This is a genomic window from Oleiagrimonas soli, from assembly GCF_000761445.1.
Classification (GTDB): domain Bacteria; phylum Pseudomonadota; class Gammaproteobacteria; order Xanthomonadales; family Rhodanobacteraceae; genus Oleiagrimonas; species Oleiagrimonas soli.
The window spans coordinates 1,946,777-1,968,887 of sequence record NZ_KN196470.1 but is presented as its reverse complement, the minus strand read 5'-3'; the positions used below and the strand labels follow the sequence as shown (position 1 = coordinate 1,968,887).

The following is a 22,111-nucleotide window of genomic DNA, read 5'->3' as shown; positions in this document are numbered from 1 at the left end:
TCAACCGCTGTCCAGCGTGGCGCCGGTCAGCAGGCCGCGCGCGATCATCGCGCATTGCTTGCGTTTGAGGATCAGCTGCCACTGACGGCCGCCGATCTGCCGCCACAGCACCGCGGCGCGCACGGCGGCCAGCAGCGAAGAGCGGATGCGTTCGACCACGTTCTGCTGCTGCAACAGCAAGGGCGAGCCGCTGACCATGACGCGCGGACGCAGGGTGGAAATGGTGGAAGCGTAGAGGTCGGCCAGACGCGCCGTGACCGTGGCGTGCGTGTAGCCGAAATGATCGGCCTGACGTTGCGCCTGCACGATGCCTTCTTGCAGTTGCTGCATCAGTCGGGCGCGGCCGGACAGGGTACGTTCGACGCGCAGCACGGTGACCGCCATGCGCGCGATGGCCAGCTCGTGACGGCTGTCGTCGAACTGCTCGGTCAGCGTGCGCAGACCCAGCCGCGCGCCGGCGATGCCGCCGAACACCGCGGGCACGTTGTCGGCGTCGATGCGGAACACGCTGCCCAGCGAGTGTTCCAGCGCGACTTCGTCGCAACTGCCACGGGTAGCCAACTGGTGCGCCAGCGCGCAGCCCTGGAAGATACCGGCGAGCGCCAGGACGCGATCTTCGTTCATGCGTGGCTCCGGTGGGGCGGAAGGGCGTTCGTGGTGTGGCGCGGCGGCGGCAGCGTCATCCAGAGGGATCCTTTCATGCGTGATGGAGGGTGGAAAGCGGTGGCGCGAGCCCGCCGAAAGCGGCGTCGGTGGCTTCGATGACGCCGCCGCCGAGGCAGGCCTCGCCGTCGTAGAACACGATCGACTGGCCCGGCGTCACGGCGCGCTGGGCGTCCTCGAACACGATCTGCGCGCTGTCGCCTTCGATGCGCACCCGGCAGGACTGGTCGGTCTGCCGATAGCGTACCTTGGCCGTGCAGGCGAAGTCGTGCGCCGGCGCCGCGCCGGCGACCCAGCTCAGCTCGGCGGCGCGCACGCGATGCGACTGCAGCCAGTCGTTCTCGCCACCCTGGGCGACGTACAGGATGTTGCGCTGCACGTCCTTGCCGACCACGTACCAGGGCTCGCCCGAGGCACCGCGCCGGCCGCCGATGTTCAGGCCGCTGCGCTGTCCCAGCGTGTAGTACATGACGCCGTCGTGTTCGCCGAAGTCCTTGCCCTCCGGCGTCTGCATCCGGCCCGGGCGGGCCGGGATGTACTGGGCCAGGAAGCTGCGGAAATCGCGTTCGCCGATGAAGCAGATGCCGGTGGAATCCTTCTTCGCATGCGTGGGCAGGTGCGCGGCCTCGGCCATGCGGCGGACGTCGGGCTTGGCTAGGTCGCCGATCGGGAACAGGGTGGCGGCGAGCTGCTCCTGACCCAGCGCATGCAGGAAGTAGGTCTGGTCCTTGTTGACGTCGGCCGCGCGCAGCAGGCGCCATTGTCCGTCGCGCTGGTCGACGCGGGCGTAATGGCCGGTCGCGATCTTCTCCGCGCCCAGTTCGCGGGCATGGTCGAGGAAGGTGCGGAACTTGATCTCGCGGTTGCACAGCACGTCCGGATTGGGTGTGCGCCCGGCGCGGTATTCGGCGAGGAAATGCTCGAACACGCCGTCCCAGTATTCGGCGGCGAAGTTGCGGTTGTGGAAACGCAGGCCCAGCGCGGCGCACACGGCCACGGCGTCCTTGCGGTCGGCGTCGGCGCTGCACGGACCGTCGCGCGTGTCTTCCTCCCAGTTCTGCATGAACAGGCATTCGACGTCGTGGCCCGCTTCGAGCAGGCGCAGGGCGGCGACCGAGGAATCGACGCCGCCGGACAGGCCGAGCATCACCTTCATGCGTGCGCCGTTTCCTTGCCGAGCAGACTGGTGACCGCGCTCAGCGGCAGTCGCTGGCCGCCGAGCCAGGCATCGATGCTGCGCAGGACCAGCGGGCTGCGCAGACGTTCGCCGAGCGCCTCGATCTCGTCGCGACGCAGCCATTGCGGACCGATGATGCCGCTGTCCAGCGGATGCTCCGGGCGATGGCGAAGGGCGCGGCCGGCGAAGCTGAAGCGCACGATGTGTTCGCCATGCTGGGGGCTGTACCACTGATGCACGCCGACAAAGTGATGCAGTTCGATGTCCCAGCCGGTTTCCTCCAGTGTCTCGCGCACGGCGGCGTCGGTCAGGGCTTCGTCGGGCTCCAGGTGTCCGGCTGGCTGGTTGTAGCGCACCGCGCCGCCGACCGATTCCTCGACCATCAGGAAGCGGCCGTCGTCATCCGCGACGATGCTGGCCACGGTCACGTGCGGGCACCAGATCGCCGGCGCGGGGGCATTGGCATCGTTCATGCTTATGTTTTTTCGTAGTAACGGCGTGGAAAAACGCCATTGTGCCATCACTTAAGACCTGTCGCCCGGATCGCGTGCGCGTGCCGGGCCAGCGTATAATGCAGGCGAAACCGGACACTTCTTCGCTCATGGCCCATTCTTCCGACCACGATCACGAACGCGACTACGAACACGGCATCGCCGTCGAGTCCGCGAAACCGAAACTCGGCAAGCCGCCGATGTTCCAGGTGGTGCTGATCAACGACGACTACACGCCGATGGATTTCGTCGTCGAGGTGCTGCGCTCGTTCTTCGCCATGAACCAGGAACAGGCGGTGCAGGTGATGCTGCACGTGCATACCCGCGGCAAGGGCGTGTGCGGCGTGTTTTCGCGCGAAGTGGCCGAAACCAAGGTCACCCAGGTCAATGAATATTCAAGGACCCATCAGCACCCGTTGATGTGCACTATGGAAAAACTCTGAGCGACCCCATTTTCAGCGTATAGCCCCGCCCGCGGGCGGGCCGCAGAGTCCAACCAGGAGACGATCCGAATGTTCAGCAAGGATCTCGAGCTCACCATCGGCCACTGCTACAAGTCGGCCCGTGAGCAGCGCCACGAGTTCATGACCGTGGAGCATCTGCTGCTAGCGCTGCTCGACAACGCATCGGCGACGACCGTCCTGCGCGCGTGCAACGTCGACCTGGCGCGTCTGAGCGACGCGCTGGGCAAGATCATCGAAGAAACCGTGCCGGTGCTGCAGGACGGCGACGAGCGCGACACCCAGCCCACGCTCGGTTTCCAGCGTGTGCTGCAGCGCGCGGTGTATCACGTGCAGTCCTCGGGGCGGAAGGAAGTCACCGGCGCCAATGTGCTGGTGGCGATCTTCGGCGAGAAGGATTCCCATGCCGTGTATTTCCTGCACCAGCAGGAGGTGACCCGGCTCGACGTGGTCAACTACATCTCGCACGGCATCGCACGCATCAGCGACGACAGCGAAACTCCGCCCGCCGCCGAGCAGCGCGAGGGCGAGGAAGCGGCCGCCGAGGCCGGCAACAACCCGTTGCAGGAATACGCCAACAACCTCAACGCGCAAGCCGAGGAAGGGCGCATCGATCCGCTGATCGGGCGTCAGGAAGAGGTCGAGCGCACCATCCAGGTGCTGTGCCGCCGGCGCAAGAACAACCCGCTGTACGTGGGCGAGGCCGGCGTCGGCAAGACCGCGCTGGCGGAAGGCCTGGCCAAGCGCATCGTCGAGGGCGACGTGCCGGACGTACTGGCCGACAGCACCATCTGGGCGCTGGACCTGGGCGCGCTGGTCGCCGGCACCAAGTACCGCGGCGATTTCGAGAAGCGTCTGAAGGCGGTGATCGGTCAGCTGAAGAAGGAAAAGAACGCGATCCTGTTCATCGACGAGATCCACACCATCATCGGCGCCGGTTCGGCGTCGGGCGGCACCATGGACGCGTCGAACCTGATCAAGCCGATGCTGGCGTCGGGCGAGTTGCGCTGCATCGGTTCGACCACGTTCCAGGAATTCCGCGGCATCTTCGAGAAGGACCGCGCGCTGGCGCGGCGCTTCCAGAAGATCGACATCGTCGAGCCGAGCATCGCCGAGAGCGTGGAAATTCTGCGCGGTCTCAAGGAGCGTTTCGAGAAGCACCACGCCGTCGAGTACAGCGGCGAGGCGTTGCAGGCCGCCGTGGATCTGTCGGTCAAGCACATTCCCGACCGTCTGCTGCCGGACAAGGCCATCGACGTCATCGACGAAGCGGGTGCGCGTCAGCGCCTGTTCCCGGAGAACGAGCGCAGCGAACGCATCGAGGTGGCCGACATCGAGTTCATCGTCGCGCGCATGGCGCGGATTCCGACCAAGCAGGTCTCGGCGTCCGACCGCGACGTGCTGAAGAACCTCGAACGCAATCTGAAGATGGTGGTGTTCGGACAGGATCCGGCCATCGAGGCGCTGTCCGCGTCGATCAAGATGGCGCGTTCCGGTCTGGCCGATCCGAAGAAACCGATCGGCAGCTTCCTGCTGGCCGGCCCGACCGGCGTCGGCAAGACCGAGGTCACCAAGCAGCTCGCCATGCAGTTGGGCATCGAGATGATCCGCTTCGACATGTCCGAGTACATGGAGGCGCACTCGGTGTCGCGTCTGGTCGGCGCGCCTCCGGGCTACGTCGGCTTCGACCAGGGTGGTCTGCTGACCGAGGCGGTGACCAAGCACCCGCACTGCGTGCTGCTGCTGGACGAGATCGAGAAGGCGCATCCGGACGTGTTCAACATCCTGCTGCAGGTCATGGACCGCGGCGTGCTGACCGACACCAATGGCCGCGAGGCGAACTTCAAGAACGTGATCCTGGTGATGACCACCAATGCTGGCGCGCAGCTGGCGTCGCGCCGGACCATCGGCTTCGTCGAGCAGAACCATTCGCCAGACGCGATGGAAACCATCCGCCGCACCTTCACGCCGGAGTTCCGCAACCGTCTGGACGCGATCATCCAGTTCAGCTCGCTGGACTTCGATCACATCCTGCGCGTGGTCGACAAGTTCCTGATCGAGCTGGAGACGCAGCTCAACGAGAAGCAGGTCACCGTCGACGTCAGCGCCGACGCGCGACGCTGGCTGGCCGAGCGCGGCTTCGATCCGCAGATGGGCGCGCGGCCGATGGCCCGCGTGATCCAGGAACACATCAAGCGTCCGCTCGCCGACGAACTGCTGTTCGGCAAGCTGGCCGGCGGCGGCAAGGTGAAGCTGAGCGTCGCCGGCGACGAACTGGTGGTCGAGACCGAAGCTGGCGAGAAGCTGCCGGCGACCGTGAGCTGAGGTTCGCCGTGGATGGAAAAAGCGGCCCGGGGCGGCGACGCCCCGGGCCTTGTCTTGTCAGGGAGGGCGTCGGCGACACGGCGTCTCTGGCGCGGAACGTGCGCGAGGTCGTTGCGAGGTCTTTGCGTCCACGGCAAAAAGCCCGGGTCGCCCCAGGCTCATGACGGAATTCGGTGATTGCGGATCGCGCTTCGGCGCGACCGGCGATTACTTCATGCGGTAGGTGATACGACCCTTGGTCAGGTCGTACGGCGTCATCTCGACGCGCACCTTGTCGCCGGTCAGGATGCGGATGTAGTGCTTGCGCATGCGGCCGGAGATGTGGGCGGTGATCACGTGGCCGTTCTCCAGCTCCACGCGGAACATGGTGTTGGGCAGGGTCTCCAGGACCTTGCCTTCCATTTCGATAACGTCGTCTTTGGCCATAAATTCTTCAGCGAGCGGGCCGATGCGGCCGCGTAAGCCGTACATTTTGCCACGCCCGGCCCTCCGATCAAAGGCATACGTTCGCGGCGGCGGCTCAGTTCGTCGTTGCGGGGCCGAAATACTCGTCCAGCTTGGCGTGGATTTCGCTCTCGATGCGCGGCTTCAGTGCCGACATCAGCATGCCCAGGCGGGCCTGCACGTGCACTTCCTTGTCGTTGACCGCGATGCCGCCGTCGATGCCCATGTGGCTGAAACGCAGGGTGTCGTCTTCCCAGCGGGTGTCGACGCCGAACTTTTCGCGCATGCGCTGGGCGACCTTGTCCACGGCCTGACGAGCGGTGTCCAGACCCAGGGGATGCGTGCGGCGGATGTCGATCGAGGGCATGGCGTTTCCGTGAGGTGCTGGCGGGACGGCGTGACACCGTCGGCGAAGCACGAAGCATACCGCAGCCTCGCGTGCGCGCGGCATGCCCCCGCGCAGTCAGCGCCGGTTGCACTACAGTCTGCAAGCTTAGGGGTATCATGACGTTCACCAGCAACGGGGCAACGCTCGCCGACGCCGCAGGGAATCTCCCGGATTCCCGTCACGCGCGTGCGCACGGCGGCAACGGATCGGCCAACATGCGCATCGAATTCGCCAACGCCGAGCGTTCGGGCATCGACTGGACCCGCCAGGTCTTTCGCATCGGCAGCGCGGCCGACAACGATCTGGTGCTGGAAGGGGCCGGTATCGCTCCGCATCATCTGCAACTGCTGCGCGACGCTCGCGGTCTGAGCCTGACCGTGACACCGGGCGCCGGGCGCGTGTATCTCAATGCGCGCCAGGTCCGCGAGCGTGCGCTGGTGCGGGCGGGCGACAGTCTCGGCATCGGCGACACCCGGCTGCGTCTGTGCGACGTGGCGCAGGGCGAGGCGCCGCGCATTGGCCTGGCCGGTCTGCGCGCCGTGGCCGGACCGCTGTCGGGGCGCGCGCGACAGATCGGCGAGCACCTGGATCTCGACAACACCGGTCTGTGGCCGCTGGGCCTTGCGCATGCGCCCGATGCCTGTGTCTCGCTGCGACGCGAGGACGACGCGCTGCACCTACGTTGCGTGCATCTGCCGGAGAGCTGCCTGTTGACCCTGAACGGTGTGCCGGTGCGCGAGGCCGTGCTGCGCGACGGCGACCAGATCGCCATTGGCCCGCATCGCTTCATCGTCGATGCCTCCGAACGCGTGGTCGACACGCCGGCGAGCACGCCCGGTAACGACGCCATGCTGCCCGAGGACAGCGCCGGACCGCGCCGGGAGGTGTGGTGGCTGATCGTGACGGCGGCCGCGCTGGCCCTGGCGATCGCGGCCTTCCTGTTCCTGCGCTTGTGACCGATCGCGGCGGCATGTGACGAAAGAGCATGTCGTCGGGCTTGCAGCCTGACCGCCGCGGGCGATAATCGAAGGTCCGCGGCCGCGTGGCCGCGTTTTCTTTTGCGCAGGCACCGCACGACATGACCCATCCCGCCCGACCGTGGAATTTCAGCGCCGGCCCGGCCGCGCTCGCCCCCGAGGTGCTGGCGCAGGCACAGCGCGAGTTGCTCGACTGGCGCGGCACCGGGGTTTCGGTCATGGAGGTCTCACATCGCGGCCGCGACTTCATGGCGATGGCCGAGGAGACCGAGCAGGACCTGCGCGCCCTGATGGGCATTCCGGACAGCTACACGGTGTTGTTCCTGCAGGGTGGCGCGACCCAGCATTTCGCCCAACTGGCGATGAACCTGGCCGGCCCCGAGGACCGCGCCGACTACGTGGTCACCGGACACTGGAGCCAGAAGGCGGTGCAGGAAGCCATGCCGTACGTCAACGCGCGAGTGGCGGCCAGCACCGAAGCCGACGGCTTCCGTTCGGTACCGACGCAGTTCGAGGTCGATCCGCAGGCGGCGTATCTGCACTTCACGCCGAACGAGACCATCCACGGCACCGAGTTCCATCACTTGCCGGAAAGCGGCGATGTGCCGCTGGTGGCCGACATGTCGTCGGACATCCTGTCGCGCCCGCTGGACGTGTCGAAGTTCGGCATGATCTACGCCGGCGCACAGAAGAACATCGGCCCTTCCGGCCTGGTCTTGCTGATCGTGCGCGACGATCTGTTGCGCCGACCGGGCCGGCCGATGGCGGACATCTTCCGCTACGCCCGCCATGCCGAGCGCGATTCGATGCTCAACACGCCCAACACCTGGGGCTGGTATCTGGCCGGACTGACCTTCCAGTGGATCGCCGCACAAGGCGGCCTGGAGGCCATCGGCGCGCGCAATCAGGCCAAGGCCGATGCGCTGTACGCCGCCATCGACGGTTCCGGCGGCTTCTACACCAACACGATCGATCCCACGGCGCGCTCGCGCATGAACGTGCCGTTCCGTCTGCATGACGAGGCGCTCGACGCCACGTTTCTGCAGGCCTCGGCCGAGGCCGGTCTGATGGCCCTGAAGGGGCACCGCGCGCTGGGCGGCATGCGCGCGTCGATCTACAACGCCATGCCGATGCAAGGGGTGCAGGCGTTGATCGACTTCATGGGCGATTTCGCCCGCCGCCACGGATGAGGAAGCACCCATGAGCAAGCCGACTGCCGGCAAACCGAAATTCAGCCTGGCCGAGGCGCGCGAGCGCATCGATGCCATCGACCGCAACATCCAGGGCCTGATCGCCGAGCGCGCGCAGTGGGCGCAGCAGGTGGGCAAGGCCAAGGGCGCGCTGAAGGCCGCCGTCGACTATTACCGCCCCGAGCGCGAGGCGCAGGTGCTGCGGCGCGTGGTCGACCGCAATGAGGGCCCGCTGTCCAACGAGGAGATGGTGCGTCTGTTCCGCGAGATCATGTCGGCGTGCCTGGCCCAGCAGGAGCCGCTGAAGATCGGCTTCCTCGGTCCCGAAGGCACTTTCAGCGAACAGGCCGCGCGCAAGCACTTCGGCCACTCCTCGCACGGTCTGCCGCTGGGCAGCATCGAGGAAGTGTTCCAGGAAGTCGAGGCGGGCAATGCCGATTTCGGCGTGGTGCCGGTGGAGAACTCGGGGCAGGGCACGATCCAGGTCACGCTGGACATGTTCCTGACCTCGGACCTGAAAATCTGCGGCGAAGTCGAATTGCGCGTGCATCAGTATCTGCTTTCGCGCAGCGGACGCGTCGAGGACATCGAGCGCGTGTATTCGCATCCGCAGTCGTTGGCGCAGTGCAAGTCGTGGCTGCGTCAGCATCTGCCGAATGCCGAGCGGGTGCCGGTGTCGAGCAACGCCGAGGCCGCGCGCCGCGCGCGCAACGCCGACGACGCGGCCGCCATCGCCGGCGAGAGCGCGGGTCTGGTCTACGGCCTCAAGCCGGTGGCCGGTCCAGTCGAGGATCGCCCCGACAACACCACGCGCTTCCTGGTGCTGGGCCGCGAGCTGTTCCCGCCTTCGGGCAACGACCGTACCTCGGTGCTGGTGTTCGTGAAAGACCAGCCGGGCGCGCTGGCCCACGTGCTGGGGCCGCTGGCCGAGCACGACGTGACCATGAACCGCATCGAGTCGCGTCCGGCGCACGGACGCAAGTGGCAGTACGCGTTCTTCATCGACATCAGCGGACACGTCGAGGACGAGGCGGTGCGCGCGGCGCTGGAGGAGATGTCGCCGTTCGCCCGCAGGATCAAGATTCTCGGCTCGTATCCGGTGGCCGTTCCGTGAGTTTCGACGCAGAGCGCCTCGCGCAGCCGGCCATCCGTGCACTGCGCGCCTACGACCCCGGTCACGATCTGCCCACGCTGCGCACCCGCTTCGGCGCGGTGCTGGCCGAACTCGGATCGAACGAGAATCCGTCCGGTCCCAGCCCCAAGGCCCTGGCGGCGGCGCGCGAAGCGCTGGCCGACAGCCACCGCTATCCCGATCCGCGCTGCGGCCGACTGCGCGATGTGCTGTCCAACCATCACGGCGTGTCGCCGGATCAACTGGTGTTCGGCAACGGCTCGCACGAGTTGCTGATGCAACTGGCGCAGGCGTTCGCCGGCCCGGATGCCGCCGTGATGCACTCGCAGTACGGCTTCGCGGTGTTCGCCATCGCCGCGGCCGCGAGCGGCGCGCCGACGATCTGCGTACCGGCCCTGCCGCGCGAACATCCCTCGGCGCCGTGGGGGCACGATCTCGATGCGATGGCCGCAGCCCTGCGCGACGACATGCGTCTGGTCTATCTGGCCAATCCCAACAACCCCACGGGCACCTGGTTCTCGCCCGATGCGCTACACGCCTTTCTGAAGAAGGTGCCGGACGACACCCTGGTCGTGGTCGACGAGGCCTACGGCGAGTTCATGCAGGTCGCCGGGCATGCTTCGGCGCTGAGCCTGATGGCCGCGCACCCGAATCTGGTGGTTACGCGCACCTTCTCTAAGGCGTATGCGCTGGCCGGCATGCGCGTGGGCTACCTGGTCGCGCACCCTTCGGTGGCGGCGGTGCTGGAGCGTCTGCGCGAGTCGTTCAATCTGGGTCTGGCGACGCAGGCGGCGGCGGTCGCGGCGCTGGCCGATAGCGTCTATCTGCACCTGACCCTGACACGCAACGCCGAGGAGCGTGCCTGGCTGGCGGCGGAGCTCGCCGAGCGCGGCCATCGCACGCTGCCGTCGCTGACCAATTTCCTGCTGCTGGACACGGGCGAGGACGCCGCGCCGCTCGAACGTCACCTGTTCGACCGCGGCGTCATCGTGCGGCCGATGGGCGGTTACGGGCTGCCGCAGACCGTGCGCATCAGCGTCGGCTCGCGGGCCGAGAACCGGCGTCTGCTGGAGGCCTTGCCGTGAGTGCGCGCGTGGACTGGATCGCGCGTCCGGCGCCGCGTGCGGTGCAGGGCGAGACCGCCGTACCCGGCGACAAGTCGGTGTCGCATCGCGCCGTGATGCTGGCCGGCATCGCCGAGGGCGTCTCGCACGTGCATGGCTTTCTCGAAGGCGAGGACACGCGCGCGACGGCGCGGATCATGCAGCAGCTCGGCGTGCGCATGGAGACGCCGGAGCCGGGACAGCGCATCGTGCACGGCGTCGGTCTGCGCGGCCTGCGCGGCAGCGACGCGCCGCTCGACTGCGGCAACGCCGGCACCGGCATGCGTCTGCTGGCCGGCCTGCTGGCCGGGCAGGCGTTCGACAGCACGTTGGTCGGCGACGCCTCGCTGAGCCGCCGGCCGATGCGGCGCGTCAGCGATCCGCTGCAGCAGATGGGCGCGACGATCGAGACCCAGGAAGGCGGTCTGCCGCCGCTGATCGTGCGCGGCGGAAGGACGCTGCACGGCATCGACTATCAGCCGCCGATGGCCAGCGCGCAGGTGAAGTCGGCCGTGCTGTTGGCCGGTCTCTACGCCGAGGGCGAGACCGTGGTTCGCGAGGTGCATCCGACACGCGACTACACCGAACGCATGCTGGCCGCGTTCGGCTGGCCGGTCGAGATGGCGCCGGGCTACGTGCGCCTGCGCGGTGGCGGAATGCTGGTCGGCGGTGAAGTGGTGGTGCCGGGCGATTTCTCCTCAGCGGCGTTTCCGCTGCTGGCGGCGGCGATCGTGCCCGGATCGCAGCTGCGTCTGCGCGCCGTTGGCCTGAATCCGCGTCGCACCGGGTTGCTCGCGGTGCTGCGTTTGATGGGCGCGGACATCCGCGTGCTCGACACGCGCGAGGTTGCGGGCGAGGCGCTAGCCGACCTCGAGATCCGGCATGCACCGCTGCGCGGCATCGACGTGCCGGTCGAACACGTCAGCGACATGATCGACGAGTTCCCCGCGCTGTTCGTCGCCGCGGCCTGCGCCGAGGGCGTCACCCGCGTGCGCGGCGCCGCCGAGTTGCGGGTCAAGGAATCGGACCGCATCGATGCGATGGCGCGCGGTCTGCGCGCGCTGGGCGTGACGGTGGACGAGACGCCGGACGGCGCGGACATCGTCGGACGCGGCACGGCCGGTCTGACCGGCGGCCAAATCGACAGCCACGGCGACCACCGCATCGCCATGAGCTTCGCCGTGGCCGCCGCGCGCGCCACGGGCGACGTGCGCATTCTCGACTGCGCGGCCGTGGACACCTCGTTCCCGGGCTTCGTCACGCAGGCCGGACGCTGGGGCCTCGACCTGCGCGCATCCGAAACGCGCTGACGCGTCAGCGCGTGGCGTCCAGCGTGAAGTCCGAACGCAGCGTGGCGGTGGAATCGCCGCCCACGTAGATCGCATACGCGCCCGGTTCGGTGCCCCAGGTGCCATCGGCGCGGTCGAAGGCCAGGTCGCGCGCGTGCAGGGTGAAGGTGACCTCGGTGGACGCGCCGGGGTCCAGCATCACGCGCTGAAAACCCTTGAGCAGACGCAGCGGCGGGCTGCGACTGGCGACCTCGTCGTGCACGTACAGCTGCACCACGTCGGCGCCGCGCCGCGTGCCGGTGTTGCGCACGCGAACATGCACCTGCAGTGCGCCGTCGGCGGACAGATGCGTGCGATCCAGACGCAGTTGATCGTAGGCGAAGCGCGTGTAGCTGAGGCCGTAGCCGAACGGGTACAGCGGCGCGTTGGCCACGTCGACGTAGTGCGAGCTGTAGTGCAGGGCGATGTCGCTGCTGTCGTCGTAGGGGCGGCCGGTGCGCGTGTGTGCGTAGTAGATCGGCGTCTGGCCGACGTCGCGCGGGAAGGTCATCGGCAACTTGCCGGACGGGTTGACCTTGCCGAACAGCACGTCGGCCACGGCCGGACCGGCTTCGTCGCCGGGCACCCAGGCTTCGAGGATCGCGCCGGCGTGATCGTGCAGCCACGGAATTGCCAGCGGCCGGCCGTTGATGAGCACGACCACGGTCGGCGTGCCGGTGGCAACGACGGCTTTGGCCAGCGCCAGTTGATGGCCGGGCAGGCCGATGTGCGAACGGCTCAGGCCCTCGCCGAACAGATCGTGGCTCTCGCCCAGCACCAGCACGGCAACGTCCGCCCGACGCGCGGCCTGCACGGCGGCGGCGATGCCCGAGGTGTCGCCGCCTTGTACGGACACACCTTCGGCGTAGTGGACGCGATCCGTGTCGCTGGCGCCTGCGCGGAGGCCGTCGAGGATCGGCACCACATCGGCGGCGCGGCCAGCGGCCGGCATTTGCCCGAGCATGGTGGCGCGGTCGCGCGCCAGCGGTCCGATCACGGCGATGCGCGCATCGCGTTTCAGCGGCAGCAGATCATGCGCATTCTTCAGCAGCACCATCGACTGCGCCGCGGCCTTGCGCGCCAGCGCGCGATGGGCGGGCGACAGCGTCACCCGGCGGGCGCGGGCGGCATCGTCGTAGCGGTATGGATCGTCGAACAGGCCGAGCCGGTACTTGGCTTCCAGCACGCGGCGCACCGCGCGGTCGAGCACGGCTTCCGGCACGACGCCGTTGCGCACCAGCGTCGGCAGTTCCTTGAGATAGGTGCCGCTGTGCAGATCGATGTCGACGCCGGCTTCGAGCGCCATGCGCGCGGCCTCGGCGTCGTTGGCGGCGACGCCGTGCAGGGTCAGCTGCGGGACGGCGTCGTAATCGGACACGATCAGCCCGTCGAAATGCCACTGCTTGCGCAGCAGACCGTTCAGCAGCGCGCCATCGGCGGTCGCCGGGATGCCGTTGAGCGTGGTCAGCGAGGGCATGATCGAACCGACGCCGGCGTCGACCGCGGCGCGGAAGGGCGGCAGGTAGACGTCTTCGAGCTGGTCCCGAGGGATGTTCGCGGCGTTGTAGTCGCGGCCGGCCTCCGCCGCGCCGTAGCCGACGAAGTGCTTGGCCGTGGCCATCAGGGTGTCGTCCGCGGCCAGGTCGGTGCCCTGGAAGCCGCGAATCTGCGCGCGCGCCATCGCCGCGCCCAGGTACGGGTCTTCGCCTGCGCCCTCGACGCCGCGGCCCCAGCGCGCGTCGCGGGTGATGTCGATCATCGGACTGAAGGTCCAGTCCACGCCGACCGCGCTGGCTTCCTCGGCGGCGGCGCGGTGCACGCGCTCGACCAGGGCCGTGTCCCAGGTCGACGCCAGCGCGAGCGGCACCGGGAAGATGGTGCGGAAGCCGTGATTGACGTCGCCCATGAACCACAGTGGGATCTTCAGCCGCGACTGCATCGCCAGCTTCTGCAGGCGACGCGTGTAGGCCAGCACGTCGGTGTCGGGCAGCACGCCGTTGGTGCCGCCCAGGCGACCGCTGCGGATCAGTTCCGGCAGGTTGTCGGCGTCCTTGCCCATGATGCTCAGTTGCCCGACCTTCTCTTCCAGCGTCATGCGCGACAGCAGCTTGTCGACGAAGGCGTGCATGGCGGCATCCTTCGAGGGGGATGTCGGTGCGGCCTGCGCCGAGACCGCGCAGGTGGCTAGGGCAAGCAGGAAAGGTGCGAACGGGCGCAGAAGGCGTCGGGAGCGCATGGGCATCTTGGTTGTGCGATGGGGAATCCCCATCATAGCCTTCCGTTGTCGGCCGATGCGTGCGTTCGGGCGCGGTCTGCGAGGATCGCGAACGCGTGGACGCGCTAAGCTGGCGCTTCGTCCGCAGGGAATCCGCATGCCAAGCGAAACTGTACCGTTCATCGTCGCCATTCCCGCGAGGTATGCGTCGACGCGATTGCCGGGCAAGCCGCTGCGTCGGCTTGGCGATCGTCCGCTGATCGCGCACGTCGCGGCGCGCGCGTTGGCGGCTGGCGCGCGCGAGGTGGTCGTGGCCACCGACGATCAACGCATCGCAGATGCGCTCGCGGACGTGCCGGTGACGGTGTGCATGACCGATCCCGCGCTGGCTTCGGGCAGTGACCGCATCGCCGCCTGTGCCGCCGCGCTGGGCTGGGACGACGACGACATCGTGGTCAATCTGCAGGGCGACGAGCCGTTCGCGCCGGTCGGCGGCATCCGCGCCGCGGTCGAGGCATTGGCGCAGAGCGATGCGCCGATGGCGACGCTGGCGGTGGCGCTGGACGACGTCGAGGCCTTGCTCGATCCGAACTGCGTGAAGCTGGTGCGCGCCGCGGATGGTCGCGCGCTGTACTTCAGTCGCGCGCCGATACCGTGGCCGCGCGACGCCTTTGCATCGCATCGCAACGCCTTGCCGTACGGCGTGCCGTTCCTGCGCCACATCGGACTGTACGCCTACCGCGCCGGTTTCCTGCGCCAGTTCGCGCGGCTCGCGCCGACGCCGCTGGAGCGGGCCGAGTCGCTGGAACAACTGCGCGCCTTGGAGCATGGCCATGCAATCCAGGTGGCGCTGACGCCGGAACCGTTCCCGCCGGGTATCGACACCGAGGACGACCTGCGTCGCGCCGAACAGTATCTGCAGGAGGTTTCCTCGTGAGTGAAGGGCAAGGCATTCTTTTCGTGTGCCTGGGCAATATCTGCCGCTCGCCGCTGGCCGAGGCCGTGGCGCGGCTGGAATTCGAGCGTGCCGGACTGGACCTGCCGGTCGACTCCTGCGGCACCGGCGGCTGGCATGCGGGCGAGGGGGCGGATCCGCGCTCGGTGCGCGCCGGCGCGGAGGCGGGCTACGATCTCGCACCGCACCGCGCGCGTCGGCTCGAGGACGCCGATTTCGAACGTTGGCAATGGCTGCTGGCGATGGATGCGGCCAACCTCGACGAGATGCGCGCGCGCTGCCCGCAGCGGCTGCACGGACGACTCGGTCTATTCCTGGATGTCGCCGGCGTGCAGACGCGTGGCGAGGTGCCCGATCCCTACTACGGCGGGCGCGAGGATTTCCGCGCCGTGCTCAAGCTGGCGCAGAACGGCGTGCACGGGCTGATCCGACAACTGCGCAGCGCGTAGGCACGGAACCTTCAGCGATGCCCGCTTCCGCCTCCCACGCCTTCGACGGCAAGACCTTCGTCCGCACCCTGACCACCTCGCCCGGCGTCTACCGCTATTACGACGCCGACGGCGAACTGCTGTACGTGGGCAAGGCGGCGAACCTGAAGAAGCGCGTCGGCAGCTATTTCCTGAAGCCGCGCATGGAGCCGCGCATCGCCTCGATGGTGTCGCAGATCGCGCGCGCCGAAACCACGGTGACGCGCACCGAGGCCGAGGCGCTGCTGCTGGAATCGCAGCTGATCAAGCAGCTCAAGCCGCGCTACAACATCCTGCTGCGCGACGACAAGAGTTATCCCTACATCTATCTGTCCAGCACCGATGTCTATCCGCGCCTGGGCTTCCATCGCGGCGCGCGCAAGGCGCCGGGGCGCTACTTCGGGCCGTTCCCCAGCGCCTGGGCCGTGCGCGAAAGCCTCAATGTGATGCAGAAGCTGTTCAAGGTGCGCCAGTGCGAGGACAGCTACTTCAGCAATCGTTCGCGGCCCTGCCTGCAGTACCAGATCGGCCGCTGCAGCGCGCCGTGCGTGGAATTCGTCACGCGCGAGGACTATGCACGCGACGTGCGCCACGCCGAAATGTTTCTGGAGGGACGCAGCAGCAGCGTGATCGAGGAACTGAGCGAAGCGATGGAAACAGCCAGCGCGGCGCTGGACTTCGAGCGCGCCGCCGCGCTGCGCGACCAGGTGGCGGTGCTGCGTCGTCTGCAGGCCCAGCATCACGTGCAGGGCGCCAGCGCAGACATGGACGTGATCGCCTGCCGCATCGAGGGCGGCGTGGCCTGCGTCAGCGTGCTGTTCTTCCGCAACGGTCTGTCGCTCGGTTCACGCGACTTCTTCCCACGGCTGCCACTCGACGCCAGCGAGGGCGACGTGCTGGAGCAGTTCATCGCGCAGTATTACGTTGATCGTCCGGTGCCGGCCGAGCTGGTGCTGAGCACGGAGGTCGAGTCGCGCGACGCTCTGGCCGAGGCGCTGGGGCAGCGCAGCGCGCACGCCGTGGCCATCAAGCACGCCGTGCGCGGCGAGCGCGCGCGCTTCCGCGACCTCGCCCTGCGCAACGCCACGGCGGCGCTCACGTCGCGTCTGGCGAGCCGACAGACATTGAGTTCGCGCTTCGAGGACTTGGCCAAACTGCTCGAACTCGACGAGCCGCCGCGGCGCATCGAGTGCTTCGACATCAGCCACACGCGCGGCGAGGCGACCGTCGCTTCGTGCGTGGTGTTCGGTCCCGAAGGGCCGGAGAAGTCGCACTACCGGCGCTTCAACATCGCCGGCATCACGCCCGGCGACGACTACGCCGCCATGCACCAGGCGCTGACGCGCCGCTTCCGCAAGCTGGCGGAGGGCGAGGGCGCGCGACCGGACATTCTGCTCATCGATGGCGGCAGCGGTCAGGTGGCGCAGGCGCTCGATGTGCTGGCCGAACTGGGGCTGGGCGACATCCGCGTGGTCGGCGTGTCCAAGGGGCCGGCGCGGCGCGCGGGCGATGAGAACCTGATCCTCGCCGACAGCGGCCGTACGCTGCATCCGGGGTCGGCCTCGCCGGCGCTGCACCTGATCGACGCGGTGCGCGACGAATCGCACCGTTTCGCCATCAGCGGCCACCGCAAGCGCCGCCAGAAGGCGCGTCAGCGCAGCGTGCTGGAAGACGTGCCCGGCGTCGGTCCGCGTCGCCGCGCGGCCCTGTTGCGCGCCTTCGGCGGGCTGGGCGGGGTCGAAGCCGCCGGCGTGGAGGAATTGATGCAGGTCGGCGGCATCCATCGCGACCTCGCCGAACGCATCTACGCCGCTCTCCACGGATGATGTTCATGCACGAGCGGCCGATGCTTGCGTATGCTGTCTCGAAACCACAGGAATGATTCACCGATGCGTATCAACCTGCCCACCTGGCTGACCTTGTTCCGCGTGCTGCTGCTTCCGGTCATGGTGGTGGTGTACTACTCGCACGATCTGCTGCCGTGGATACCGTGGCGCATCGCCAACGTCACCGCGGCGATCATCTTCCTCGCCGCCGCCATCACCGACTGGTTCGACGGCTACCTGGCGCGGCGCTGGAACCAGACCTCGGCCTTCGGCGCCTTCCTCGACCCGGTGGCCGACAAGCTGATGGTGACGGTGACGCTGTTCCTGCTGGTGCAGAGCCATCCGACCGCGCTGCTGGCGGTCACGGCGGCGATCATCGTCGGTCGCGAGATCGGCATCTCCGCGCTGCGCGAGTGGATGGCGCAGATCGGACTGCGTTCGCACGTGCGCGTGGCGATGCTGGGCAAGATCAAGACGGTGATGCAGATCGTCGCCATCGTCGTGCTGCTGCTGGAGCACGACAAGGACGCCGAGACCCTGCGCAACTGGTACGTCGGCGAGACGCTTCTGGTGATCGCGGCGGTGCTTACGATCTGGTCCGGCCTGGTCTATCTGCGTGCCGCGTGGCCGGCGCTGCGCGGCGATTCTCCTGCGAAGTGAAGGCACTAGAAGCATCGTGCAAGAAAATGTTCACACAAGGGTTGACACCCATCGCTGGAACCGTAAGATACGCGGCTCCCGGGCGGGAATAGCTCAGTTGGTAGAGCACGACCTTGCCAAGGTCGGGGTCGCGAGTTCGAGTCTCGTTTCCCGCTCCAGTTTGATTCGCAAAACCTCGGTTCGCCGAGGTTTTGTTTTTTCCGCCGCACGCAGCTAAGCTTCGCGCGGAGCGTCACCGGCCAGGTGGCAGAGTGGTTATGCAGCGGCCTGCAAAGCCGTGTACGCCGGTTCGATTCCGACCCTGGCCTCCAAGTGTTCGATGCGTCCGCGTACGCATCCCGGAGACCCCGCCGCGCGCGGGGTTTTTCGTGTCCGGCACGCACGCCGCCGCCATCGCCGCGACGGTTGCAGTATGCTCGGCACTTCGCGCGCCCGTCATGGCCCGGCTGGCGAAACTGGTATACGCAAGAGACTTAAAATCTCTCGGGGTTTTCCCCTTGTGGGTTCGAGTCCCACGCCGGGCACCAATAAAAACAATAATTTATATGATTCTTATGGAGTAAGTCGCGATGGCCTAGGTTCTGGCCTCGGCGCTTTCTTGCCTGGAGCGAACACGATGCAACTAATGGCACATGGACGCGCTGTCAGCATACAGTCATCATGATGCTGCCATGCTGTATATACGACAGTTAAGTGCTGTAGCATTGCGTATGAGGCTATTTGTATATACAGTGATGAACCCCACATAAACCTTGCTCCCTGATGGATAACATCAAGATCTCGAAGGCGACTCTGGACAAGCTCAAGAGCAAGCACGACTTGACCGAGAAGGACGTGTTCGAAGCGATTGCCAACCGCTCAGGGCATCTTTTGCGAGATACGCGAGAGAAACATCGCACTGATCCTCCGACCATGTGGTTCGTGGCTTATACGAATCACAGGCGCTTGATCAAAGTGTGTGTCATGCAGCGAGATGATGGTATTCACGTCAAGACTGCCTACGACGCCAACGAGACCGAAATTATTATTTACCGTGTTCACGGCAAGCCAACTGACTTTTGAGGGAGACATTGATGAACACCAAGTCCAAGACTGCACAGCATGACCCCTGGGAAACCGGTGAGCTGGGGCGCAGCATGGACCATGTCGCCGTAGTCGATGAAGCCACCGCAAAGAGCGTCGACAACGCAATGGGGCTGCACCCCGTTTCCATTCGCTTGGAAAAAGAGCTGATCGCTCAGCTCAAGTTGATCGCGAAGTGCCATGGCGTGGCTTATCAACCTATGATTCGCGACCTACTGAACCGGTTCGCTGCCGCAGAGCTGAAGGCCATCGTGGCCGATATGGAGGCCAATGCCGCAAAGCGCATGGAGCGCGAGGGTTCGGACAAAGGGCCTGTTGCTGAGTACTTCGAGCGTGAGCGTCGAAGTGCCTGAGCGCGCAATCTAATTGTGAGGCCTCATGTATGAGGCTTCACGGGGTTCACTAGGTAATGTCGCGCCGTTGCATCACTCTCCTCACGTGAGGTTCGGACAGCGTAGCCTGCCGGGGAAGCTATCCTGGAGGATGTCCGTGCCCTTACTCGCGCGATCGAGCAGGACGCCGTTGTGGATGTCGCAGCGCTGATCGGCGCCCTGGCGGTTTTGTGCCGCGCGGTTATCTGCAGGATGTGACGGAACAGGAGAACCGGCGGTACCGGAAGGCGATGGCGCGCAGCCGGTGAGTACGTCGCCTGGGTTCAGTCCGGTTTCGCGGTGGATGCGTCTTCGCGCTCGTCCATGCGCACGATGACCTTGTCGTCGCTGCTGTTGCGTTCGCCGCGGGCCAGCGCCATGGCCAGGCGCAAGGCGGAGCCACGATCGGCGCAATGCGCCGTGGCGACGGTGTCGCGGCGAATCATCCAGCCAACGCCGCTCGGTTCGACCACATAGATGTGCGGTGCCATGTCGCGCGTACCCCCAGGGAGCGCCCTGTTGTCCGCGCATTATCCTTTGCGAGTGAGATCACGCCTGTCAGGCAATGCCGATGCATGCTGTAGGGGCGCGGTTTCTTTGAAGTCGGCACAGGGTTTCGTTTTTCACGATATACCGCCAGATCAGTGGTTTGCGCAAGCCTTTTGGGCGATTTTTTACGCTGTGCCGGGAAGCCCGCGGCTCGCGGGCGCTTTTTTGTAGGTTTCGGCTTACAGCGGTCGCTTGCATTGCTTCGTGGCGGCCTCTAACGTCTTGCAGAGGATCGGGAGGGTATCGACCAGGGGAGGGTAGCGATCGTGATCAAAGTGGTGCTGGTGGATGACCACGAACTGGTGCGCACGGGATTTCGGATGATCCTGCAGCAGCAGTCGGACATGGCCGTCGTCGGAGAGGCGAGCACGGCGGAAGATGGGTTGCGCCTGCTGCGCGCCGAGAGACCCGATGTCGCTCTGGTCGACGTGCACATGCCCGGCATGAGCGGCGTCGAGATGACCGAGCGCGTGGTGCGCGCCAAATTGCCGACGCGAATCGTGGTGCTGACCGTCGTCGAGGACGTGCGCTTTCCGCGCCGATTGCTCGAGGTTGGCGCGCTGGGCTATCTGACCAAGGGCTGCAGCTCCGACGAGCTGGTCGCCGCTGTGCGCCAGGTCGCGCTCGGCAAACGCTACCTGGCCCCGGGGGTCGCACAACAGCTCGCGCTGGCCACGCTGGATGGCGAGGGCTCGCCGTTCGACGCGCTTTCCAGCCGCGAACTCGAAGTGGCGATGATGCTGGTGCGGGGTCTGCCGCTGACGGCCATTGCACAGCACTTGAGCCTGAGTCCGAAGACGGTATCCACCTACAAGCAGCGTTTGCTCGACAAGTTGAAGGTCGATCACGTGATCAGTCTGGCGCACCTGATGACCGCACATGGCATTACCGATGCCCGCGTACAGGCTGGCGTCGAATAGCCGAACGATGCCGGTCGCCGCCGATGTGCCCCATCGATGTGTCCGAATCGGACCTTGTGCGGCAGTTCACATTTTTTCGAGTCGTTCGGCGAACCTTCCGCGGGTCGTCTCGGCTCTCGAAATGCATGCAAGTAAATTTCATAAATTACTGATTTTATAAGTATTTAATTGCAGTCACTCGCTGTCTTCAGCCGCGTATGCATGGCTGGCACAGTTGTTGCTGACCCTTGCTGGCAACACACGACCGTGGGTTCCGGGATGCGCCGAGCGCGTCCTGACCCGTGTCGGGCGAGGAGGGACTGCTTTGTCCTACGAGATCATCAACAAACGCCAGAATGCACTGCGCTACGTCGAACAGACCTATCACATGCGCATGCTGGGCCTTGCGCTGGGGATTTTCCCGGTCGCAGCCGTGCTTCATGCGCACCATGCGCCGATGTGGCAGTGGATTCTGCTCGTCGTCTATGCCTTGCTGTGGCCCCAGGCGGCCTATCTGATGGCGCGCGCTTCCCGTGCGCCGGACCAGACCGAGTTTCGCAGCACGCTGGTGGATGCCCTGGTTGCCGGTTTGTGGCTTGCACTGATCCATTTCAACGCGCTGCCGAGTCTGAGCATCCTCATGATCGCCGGCATGGCGCTGGTGTCGTCGGGCGGCTGGCGGTTGATGGTGCCCGGGATTTTCTTGCTGCTGCTCGGTTGCCTGTTCGGCGTTCTGCTCGACGGTTTCCATTGGTTTCCGCGTACCAGCGACACGGTGATCCTGGCGACGATTCCGCTGCTGGTGGTGTATCCGGTCGCGGTCAGCTCGGCGACCTATCGTCTGGCGCGTCGCGTCGGGCGGCAGAATCAGCTACTCAGCCAGCTCAGCCGCACGGACAGCCTGACGTCTCTGGCCAACCGCCATCACTGGCAGGAGTCGCTGGCGCTGGAATTTCAGCGCTACCTGCGCACGCATCGCCCGGCGACGCTGGTGATGCTGGACCTGGACGCTTTCAAGTCGCTCAACGACAGTTACGGACACACCGTCGGCGACGACGTGCTGCGCCGCGTTGCCGACATCCTCCACGAGAACAGCCGCAACATCGACACGCCGGGGCGTTTCGGCGGCGATGAATTCGGTCTGGTCATGCCCGAGACCGATCGCGACGGTGCACGCATGCTGATGGAACGCATTCGTCGCGAGGTCGAGCGCGAAGTGTTCGACGTGGATGCCTCGCTGCGTGTCACGATCAGCATCGGATTGGCCGAGATCACCCGCGGCATGAGCGATCCGCTGGACTGGATCAAGGCCGCCGACGATGCGTTGTATCTGGCCAAGGAGCAGGGCCGCAACCGTGTCTGCACGGCACCGTACGCGGCTTCCGCGGGCAGCGCTTCATGACCAAG

22 protein-coding genes and 3 tRNA genes are annotated in these 22,111 nt (G+C 66.5%); 18 read left to right on the top strand and 7 right to left on the bottom strand.

Annotation, left to right across the window (positions count from 1 at the left end; all coding sequences use genetic code 11):
• The 3 genes from hflD to LF63_RS08590 form a co-directional block, all read right to left on the bottom strand.
• Positions 1–624: a high frequency lysogenization protein HflD gene (hflD, locus tag LF63_RS08600; RefSeq protein WP_043101042.1), complete on the bottom strand. Its 624-nt coding sequence runs from the start codon at positions 622–624 to the stop codon at positions 1–3.
• 73 nt (positions 625–697) lie between these two features.
• Positions 698–1,819 (bottom strand): tRNA 2-thiouridine(34) synthase MnmA, encoded by a 1,122-nt coding sequence (gene mnmA, locus LF63_RS08595; protein ID WP_043101040.1) that lies wholly within the window; start codon positions 1,817–1,819, stop codon positions 698–700.
• On the bottom strand, positions 1,816–2,313 hold the full coding sequence (locus LF63_RS08590) for an NUDIX hydrolase (protein WP_043101039.1): 498 nt from the start codon (positions 2,311–2,313) through the stop codon (positions 1,816–1,818). The genes mnmA and LF63_RS08590 overlap by 4 nt, the downstream gene beginning before the upstream one ends.
• Positions 2,314–2,441: 128 nt before the next feature.
• Here LF63_RS08590 and clpS point away from each other — a divergent pair, with 128 nt between their 5' ends.
• Entirely contained in the window at positions 2,442–2,774 is a 333-nt protein-coding gene (gene clpS, locus LF63_RS08585; protein ID WP_043103503.1) for an ATP-dependent Clp protease adapter ClpS, read from the top strand.
• A gap of 69 nt (positions 2,775–2,843) precedes the next feature.
• Positions 2,844–5,117 carry an ATP-dependent Clp protease ATP-binding subunit ClpA gene (gene clpA, locus LF63_RS08580; protein ID WP_043101037.1) on the top strand — a complete coding sequence of 758 codons (2,274 nt, stop codon included), beginning with the start codon at positions 2,844–2,846 and terminating at the stop codon, positions 5,115–5,117.
• Between the two features lie 207 nt (positions 5,118–5,324).
• Here the strand turns inward: clpA and infA are convergent, their stop codons facing one another.
• The gene (gene infA / locus LF63_RS08575) at positions 5,325–5,543 is read right to left on the bottom strand and encodes a translation initiation factor IF-1 (protein WP_043101035.1); all 219 of its coding nucleotides are present in this window, start codon (positions 5,541–5,543) and stop codon (positions 5,325–5,327) included.
• A 94-nt stretch (positions 5,544–5,637) separates the two neighbouring features.
• Positions 5,638–5,928, bottom strand: coding sequence for a polyhydroxyalkanoic acid system family protein (locus LF63_RS08570; protein ID WP_043101033.1), 291 nt, complete (start codon positions 5,926–5,928; stop codon positions 5,638–5,640).
• Between the two features lie 236 nt (positions 5,929–6,164).
• Here LF63_RS08570 and LF63_RS08565 point away from each other — a divergent pair, with 236 nt between their 5' ends.
• The 5 genes from LF63_RS08565 to aroA all read left to right on the top strand — a co-directional run bounded on the left by LF63_RS08565 (position 6,165) and on the right by aroA (position 11,661).
• Entirely contained in the window at positions 6,165–6,905 is a 741-nt protein-coding gene (locus tag LF63_RS08565) for an FHA domain-containing protein (protein WP_043101032.1), read from the top strand.
• 122 nt (positions 6,906–7,027) lie between these two features.
• Positions 7,028–8,116, top strand: coding sequence for a 3-phosphoserine/phosphohydroxythreonine transaminase (gene serC / locus LF63_RS08560; RefSeq protein ID WP_043103501.1), 1,089 nt, complete (start codon positions 7,028–7,030; stop codon positions 8,114–8,116).
• Between the two features lie 10 nt (positions 8,117–8,126).
• Positions 8,127–9,230, top strand: coding sequence for a prephenate dehydratase (gene pheA, locus LF63_RS08555; RefSeq protein ID WP_052394867.1), 1,104 nt, complete (start codon positions 8,127–8,129; stop codon positions 9,228–9,230).
• A complete protein-coding gene (gene hisC, locus LF63_RS08550) occupies positions 9,227–10,333 on the top strand; it encodes a histidinol-phosphate transaminase (protein ID WP_043101028.1) in 1,107 nt (368 codons plus the stop codon). Before pheA ends, hisC begins: the two co-directional genes overlap by 4 nt.
• Complete coding sequence (gene aroA, locus LF63_RS08545) at positions 10,330–11,661, top strand: 3-phosphoshikimate 1-carboxyvinyltransferase (protein ID WP_043101027.1); 1,332 nt, start codon at positions 10,330–10,332, stop codon at positions 11,659–11,661. Before hisC ends, aroA begins: the two co-directional genes overlap by 4 nt.
• A gap of 4 nt (positions 11,662–11,665) precedes the next feature.
• Here aroA and bglX read toward each other — a convergent pair whose 3' ends face one another.
• Positions 11,666–13,807 (bottom strand): beta-glucosidase BglX, encoded by a 2,142-nt coding sequence (gene bglX / locus LF63_RS08540; RefSeq protein ID WP_052394865.1) that lies wholly within the window; start codon positions 13,805–13,807, stop codon positions 11,666–11,668.
• A 244-nt stretch (positions 13,808–14,051) separates the two neighbouring features.
• Here bglX and kdsB point away from each other — a divergent pair, with 244 nt between their 5' ends.
• The 9 genes from kdsB (at position 14,052) to LF63_RS08495 (ending at position 19,238) form a co-directional block, all read left to right on the top strand.
• Complete coding sequence (gene kdsB / locus LF63_RS08535) at positions 14,052–14,831, top strand: 3-deoxy-manno-octulosonate cytidylyltransferase (RefSeq protein WP_043101026.1); 780 nt, start codon at positions 14,052–14,054, stop codon at positions 14,829–14,831.
• Positions 14,828–15,298, top strand: a complete 471-nt coding sequence (locus LF63_RS08530) for a low molecular weight protein-tyrosine-phosphatase (protein ID WP_043101024.1) — start codon at positions 14,828–14,830, stop codon at positions 15,296–15,298. The genes kdsB and LF63_RS08530 overlap by 4 nt, the downstream gene beginning before the upstream one ends.
• Positions 15,299–15,315: 17 nt before the next feature.
• Positions 15,316–17,142: an excinuclease ABC subunit UvrC gene (gene uvrC / locus LF63_RS08525; RefSeq protein ID WP_043101022.1), complete on the top strand. Its 1,827-nt coding sequence runs from the start codon at positions 15,316–15,318 to the stop codon at positions 17,140–17,142.
• A 63-nt stretch (positions 17,143–17,205) separates the two neighbouring features.
• On the top strand, positions 17,206–17,802 hold the full coding sequence (pgsA, locus tag LF63_RS08520; protein WP_043101020.1) for a CDP-diacylglycerol--glycerol-3-phosphate 3-phosphatidyltransferase: 597 nt from the start codon (positions 17,206–17,208) through the stop codon (positions 17,800–17,802).
• 82 nt (positions 17,803–17,884) lie between these two features.
• Positions 17,885–17,960: transfer RNA gene (locus LF63_RS08515), tRNA-Gly, on the top strand.
• A gap of 79 nt (positions 17,961–18,039) precedes the next feature.
• Positions 18,040–18,113: transfer RNA gene (locus LF63_RS08510), tRNA-Cys, on the top strand.
• Positions 18,114–18,242: 129 nt separating this feature from the next.
• A tRNA-Leu gene (locus tag LF63_RS08505) sits at positions 18,243–18,329 on the top strand.
• Positions 18,330–18,564: 235 nt separating this feature from the next.
• On the top strand, positions 18,565–18,864 hold the full coding sequence (locus tag LF63_RS08500; RefSeq protein WP_052394863.1) for a hypothetical protein: 300 nt from the start codon (positions 18,565–18,567) through the stop codon (positions 18,862–18,864).
• Between the two features lie 11 nt (positions 18,865–18,875).
• On the top strand, positions 18,876–19,238 hold the full coding sequence (locus tag LF63_RS08495; protein ID WP_043101018.1) for a hypothetical protein: 363 nt from the start codon (positions 18,876–18,878) through the stop codon (positions 19,236–19,238).
• Positions 19,239–19,540: 302 nt separating this feature from the next.
• Here LF63_RS08495 and LF63_RS08490 read toward each other — a convergent pair whose 3' ends face one another.
• Positions 19,541–19,747, bottom strand: coding sequence for a hypothetical protein (locus LF63_RS08490; protein WP_043101016.1), 207 nt, complete (start codon positions 19,745–19,747; stop codon positions 19,541–19,543).
• 324 nt (positions 19,748–20,071) lie between these two features.
• On the opposite strand from LF63_RS08490, the gene LF63_RS08485 reads away from it, so the two are divergent.
• Both LF63_RS08485 and LF63_RS08480 read left to right on the top strand, forming a co-directional pair.
• Positions 20,072–20,725: a response regulator gene (locus LF63_RS08485; protein WP_081945155.1), complete on the top strand. Its 654-nt coding sequence runs from the start codon at positions 20,072–20,074 to the stop codon at positions 20,723–20,725.
• Positions 20,726–21,029: 304 nt separating this feature from the next.
• Complete coding sequence (locus LF63_RS08480; RefSeq protein WP_052394862.1) at positions 21,030–22,106, top strand: diguanylate cyclase; 1,077 nt, start codon at positions 21,030–21,032, stop codon at positions 22,104–22,106.
• Positions 22,107–22,111: the final 5 nt, after the last annotated feature.

Bases quoted from the DNA above. Each gene is read 5' to 3' on its own strand.
- LF63_RS08590 (WP_043101039.1), bottom strand. From the start codon at position 2,313: ATGAACGATGCCAATGCCCCCGCGCCGGCGATCTGGTGCCCGCACGTG.
- uvrC (WP_043101022.1), top strand. From the start codon at position 15,316: ATGCCCGCTTCCGCCTCCCACGCCTTCGACGGCAAGACCTTCGTCCGC.
- LF63_RS08570 (WP_043101033.1), bottom strand. From the start codon at position 5,928: ATGCCCTCGATCGACATCCGCCGCACGCATCCCCTGGGTCTGGACACC.
- serC (WP_043103501.1), top strand. From the start codon at position 7,028: ATGACCCATCCCGCCCGACCGTGGAATTTCAGCGCCGGCCCGGCCGCG.
- LF63_RS08490 (WP_043101016.1), bottom strand. From the start codon at position 19,747: ATGGCACCGCACATCTATGTGGTCGAACCGAGCGGCGTTGGCTGGATG.
- LF63_RS08495 (WP_043101018.1), top strand. From the start codon at position 18,876: ATGAACACCAAGTCCAAGACTGCACAGCATGACCCCTGGGAAACCGGT.
- bglX (WP_052394865.1), bottom strand. From the start codon at position 13,807: ATGCACGCCTTCGTCGACAAGCTGCTGTCGCGCATGACGCTGGAAGAG.
- hflD (WP_043101042.1), bottom strand. From the start codon at position 624: ATGAACGAAGATCGCGTCCTGGCGCTCGCCGGTATCTTCCAGGGCTGC.
- pgsA (WP_043101020.1), top strand. From the start codon at position 17,206: ATGCGTATCAACCTGCCCACCTGGCTGACCTTGTTCCGCGTGCTGCTG.
- LF63_RS08565 (WP_043101032.1), top strand. From the start codon at position 6,165: ATGCGCATCGAATTCGCCAACGCCGAGCGTTCGGGCATCGACTGGACC.
- infA (WP_043101035.1), bottom strand. From the start codon at position 5,543: ATGGCCAAAGACGACGTTATCGAAATGGAAGGCAAGGTCCTGGAGACC.
- LF63_RS08500 (WP_052394863.1), top strand. From the start codon at position 18,565: ATGGATAACATCAAGATCTCGAAGGCGACTCTGGACAAGCTCAAGAGC.
- kdsB (WP_043101026.1), top strand. From the start codon at position 14,052: ATGCCAAGCGAAACTGTACCGTTCATCGTCGCCATTCCCGCGAGGTAT.
- clpS (WP_043103503.1), top strand. From the start codon at position 2,442: ATGGCCCATTCTTCCGACCACGATCACGAACGCGACTACGAACACGGC.
- mnmA (WP_043101040.1), bottom strand. From the start codon at position 1,819: ATGAAGGTGATGCTCGGCCTGTCCGGCGGCGTCGATTCCTCGGTCGCC.
- pheA (WP_052394867.1), top strand. From the start codon at position 8,127: ATGAGCAAGCCGACTGCCGGCAAACCGAAATTCAGCCTGGCCGAGGCG.
- clpA (WP_043101037.1), top strand. From the start codon at position 2,844: ATGTTCAGCAAGGATCTCGAGCTCACCATCGGCCACTGCTACAAGTCG.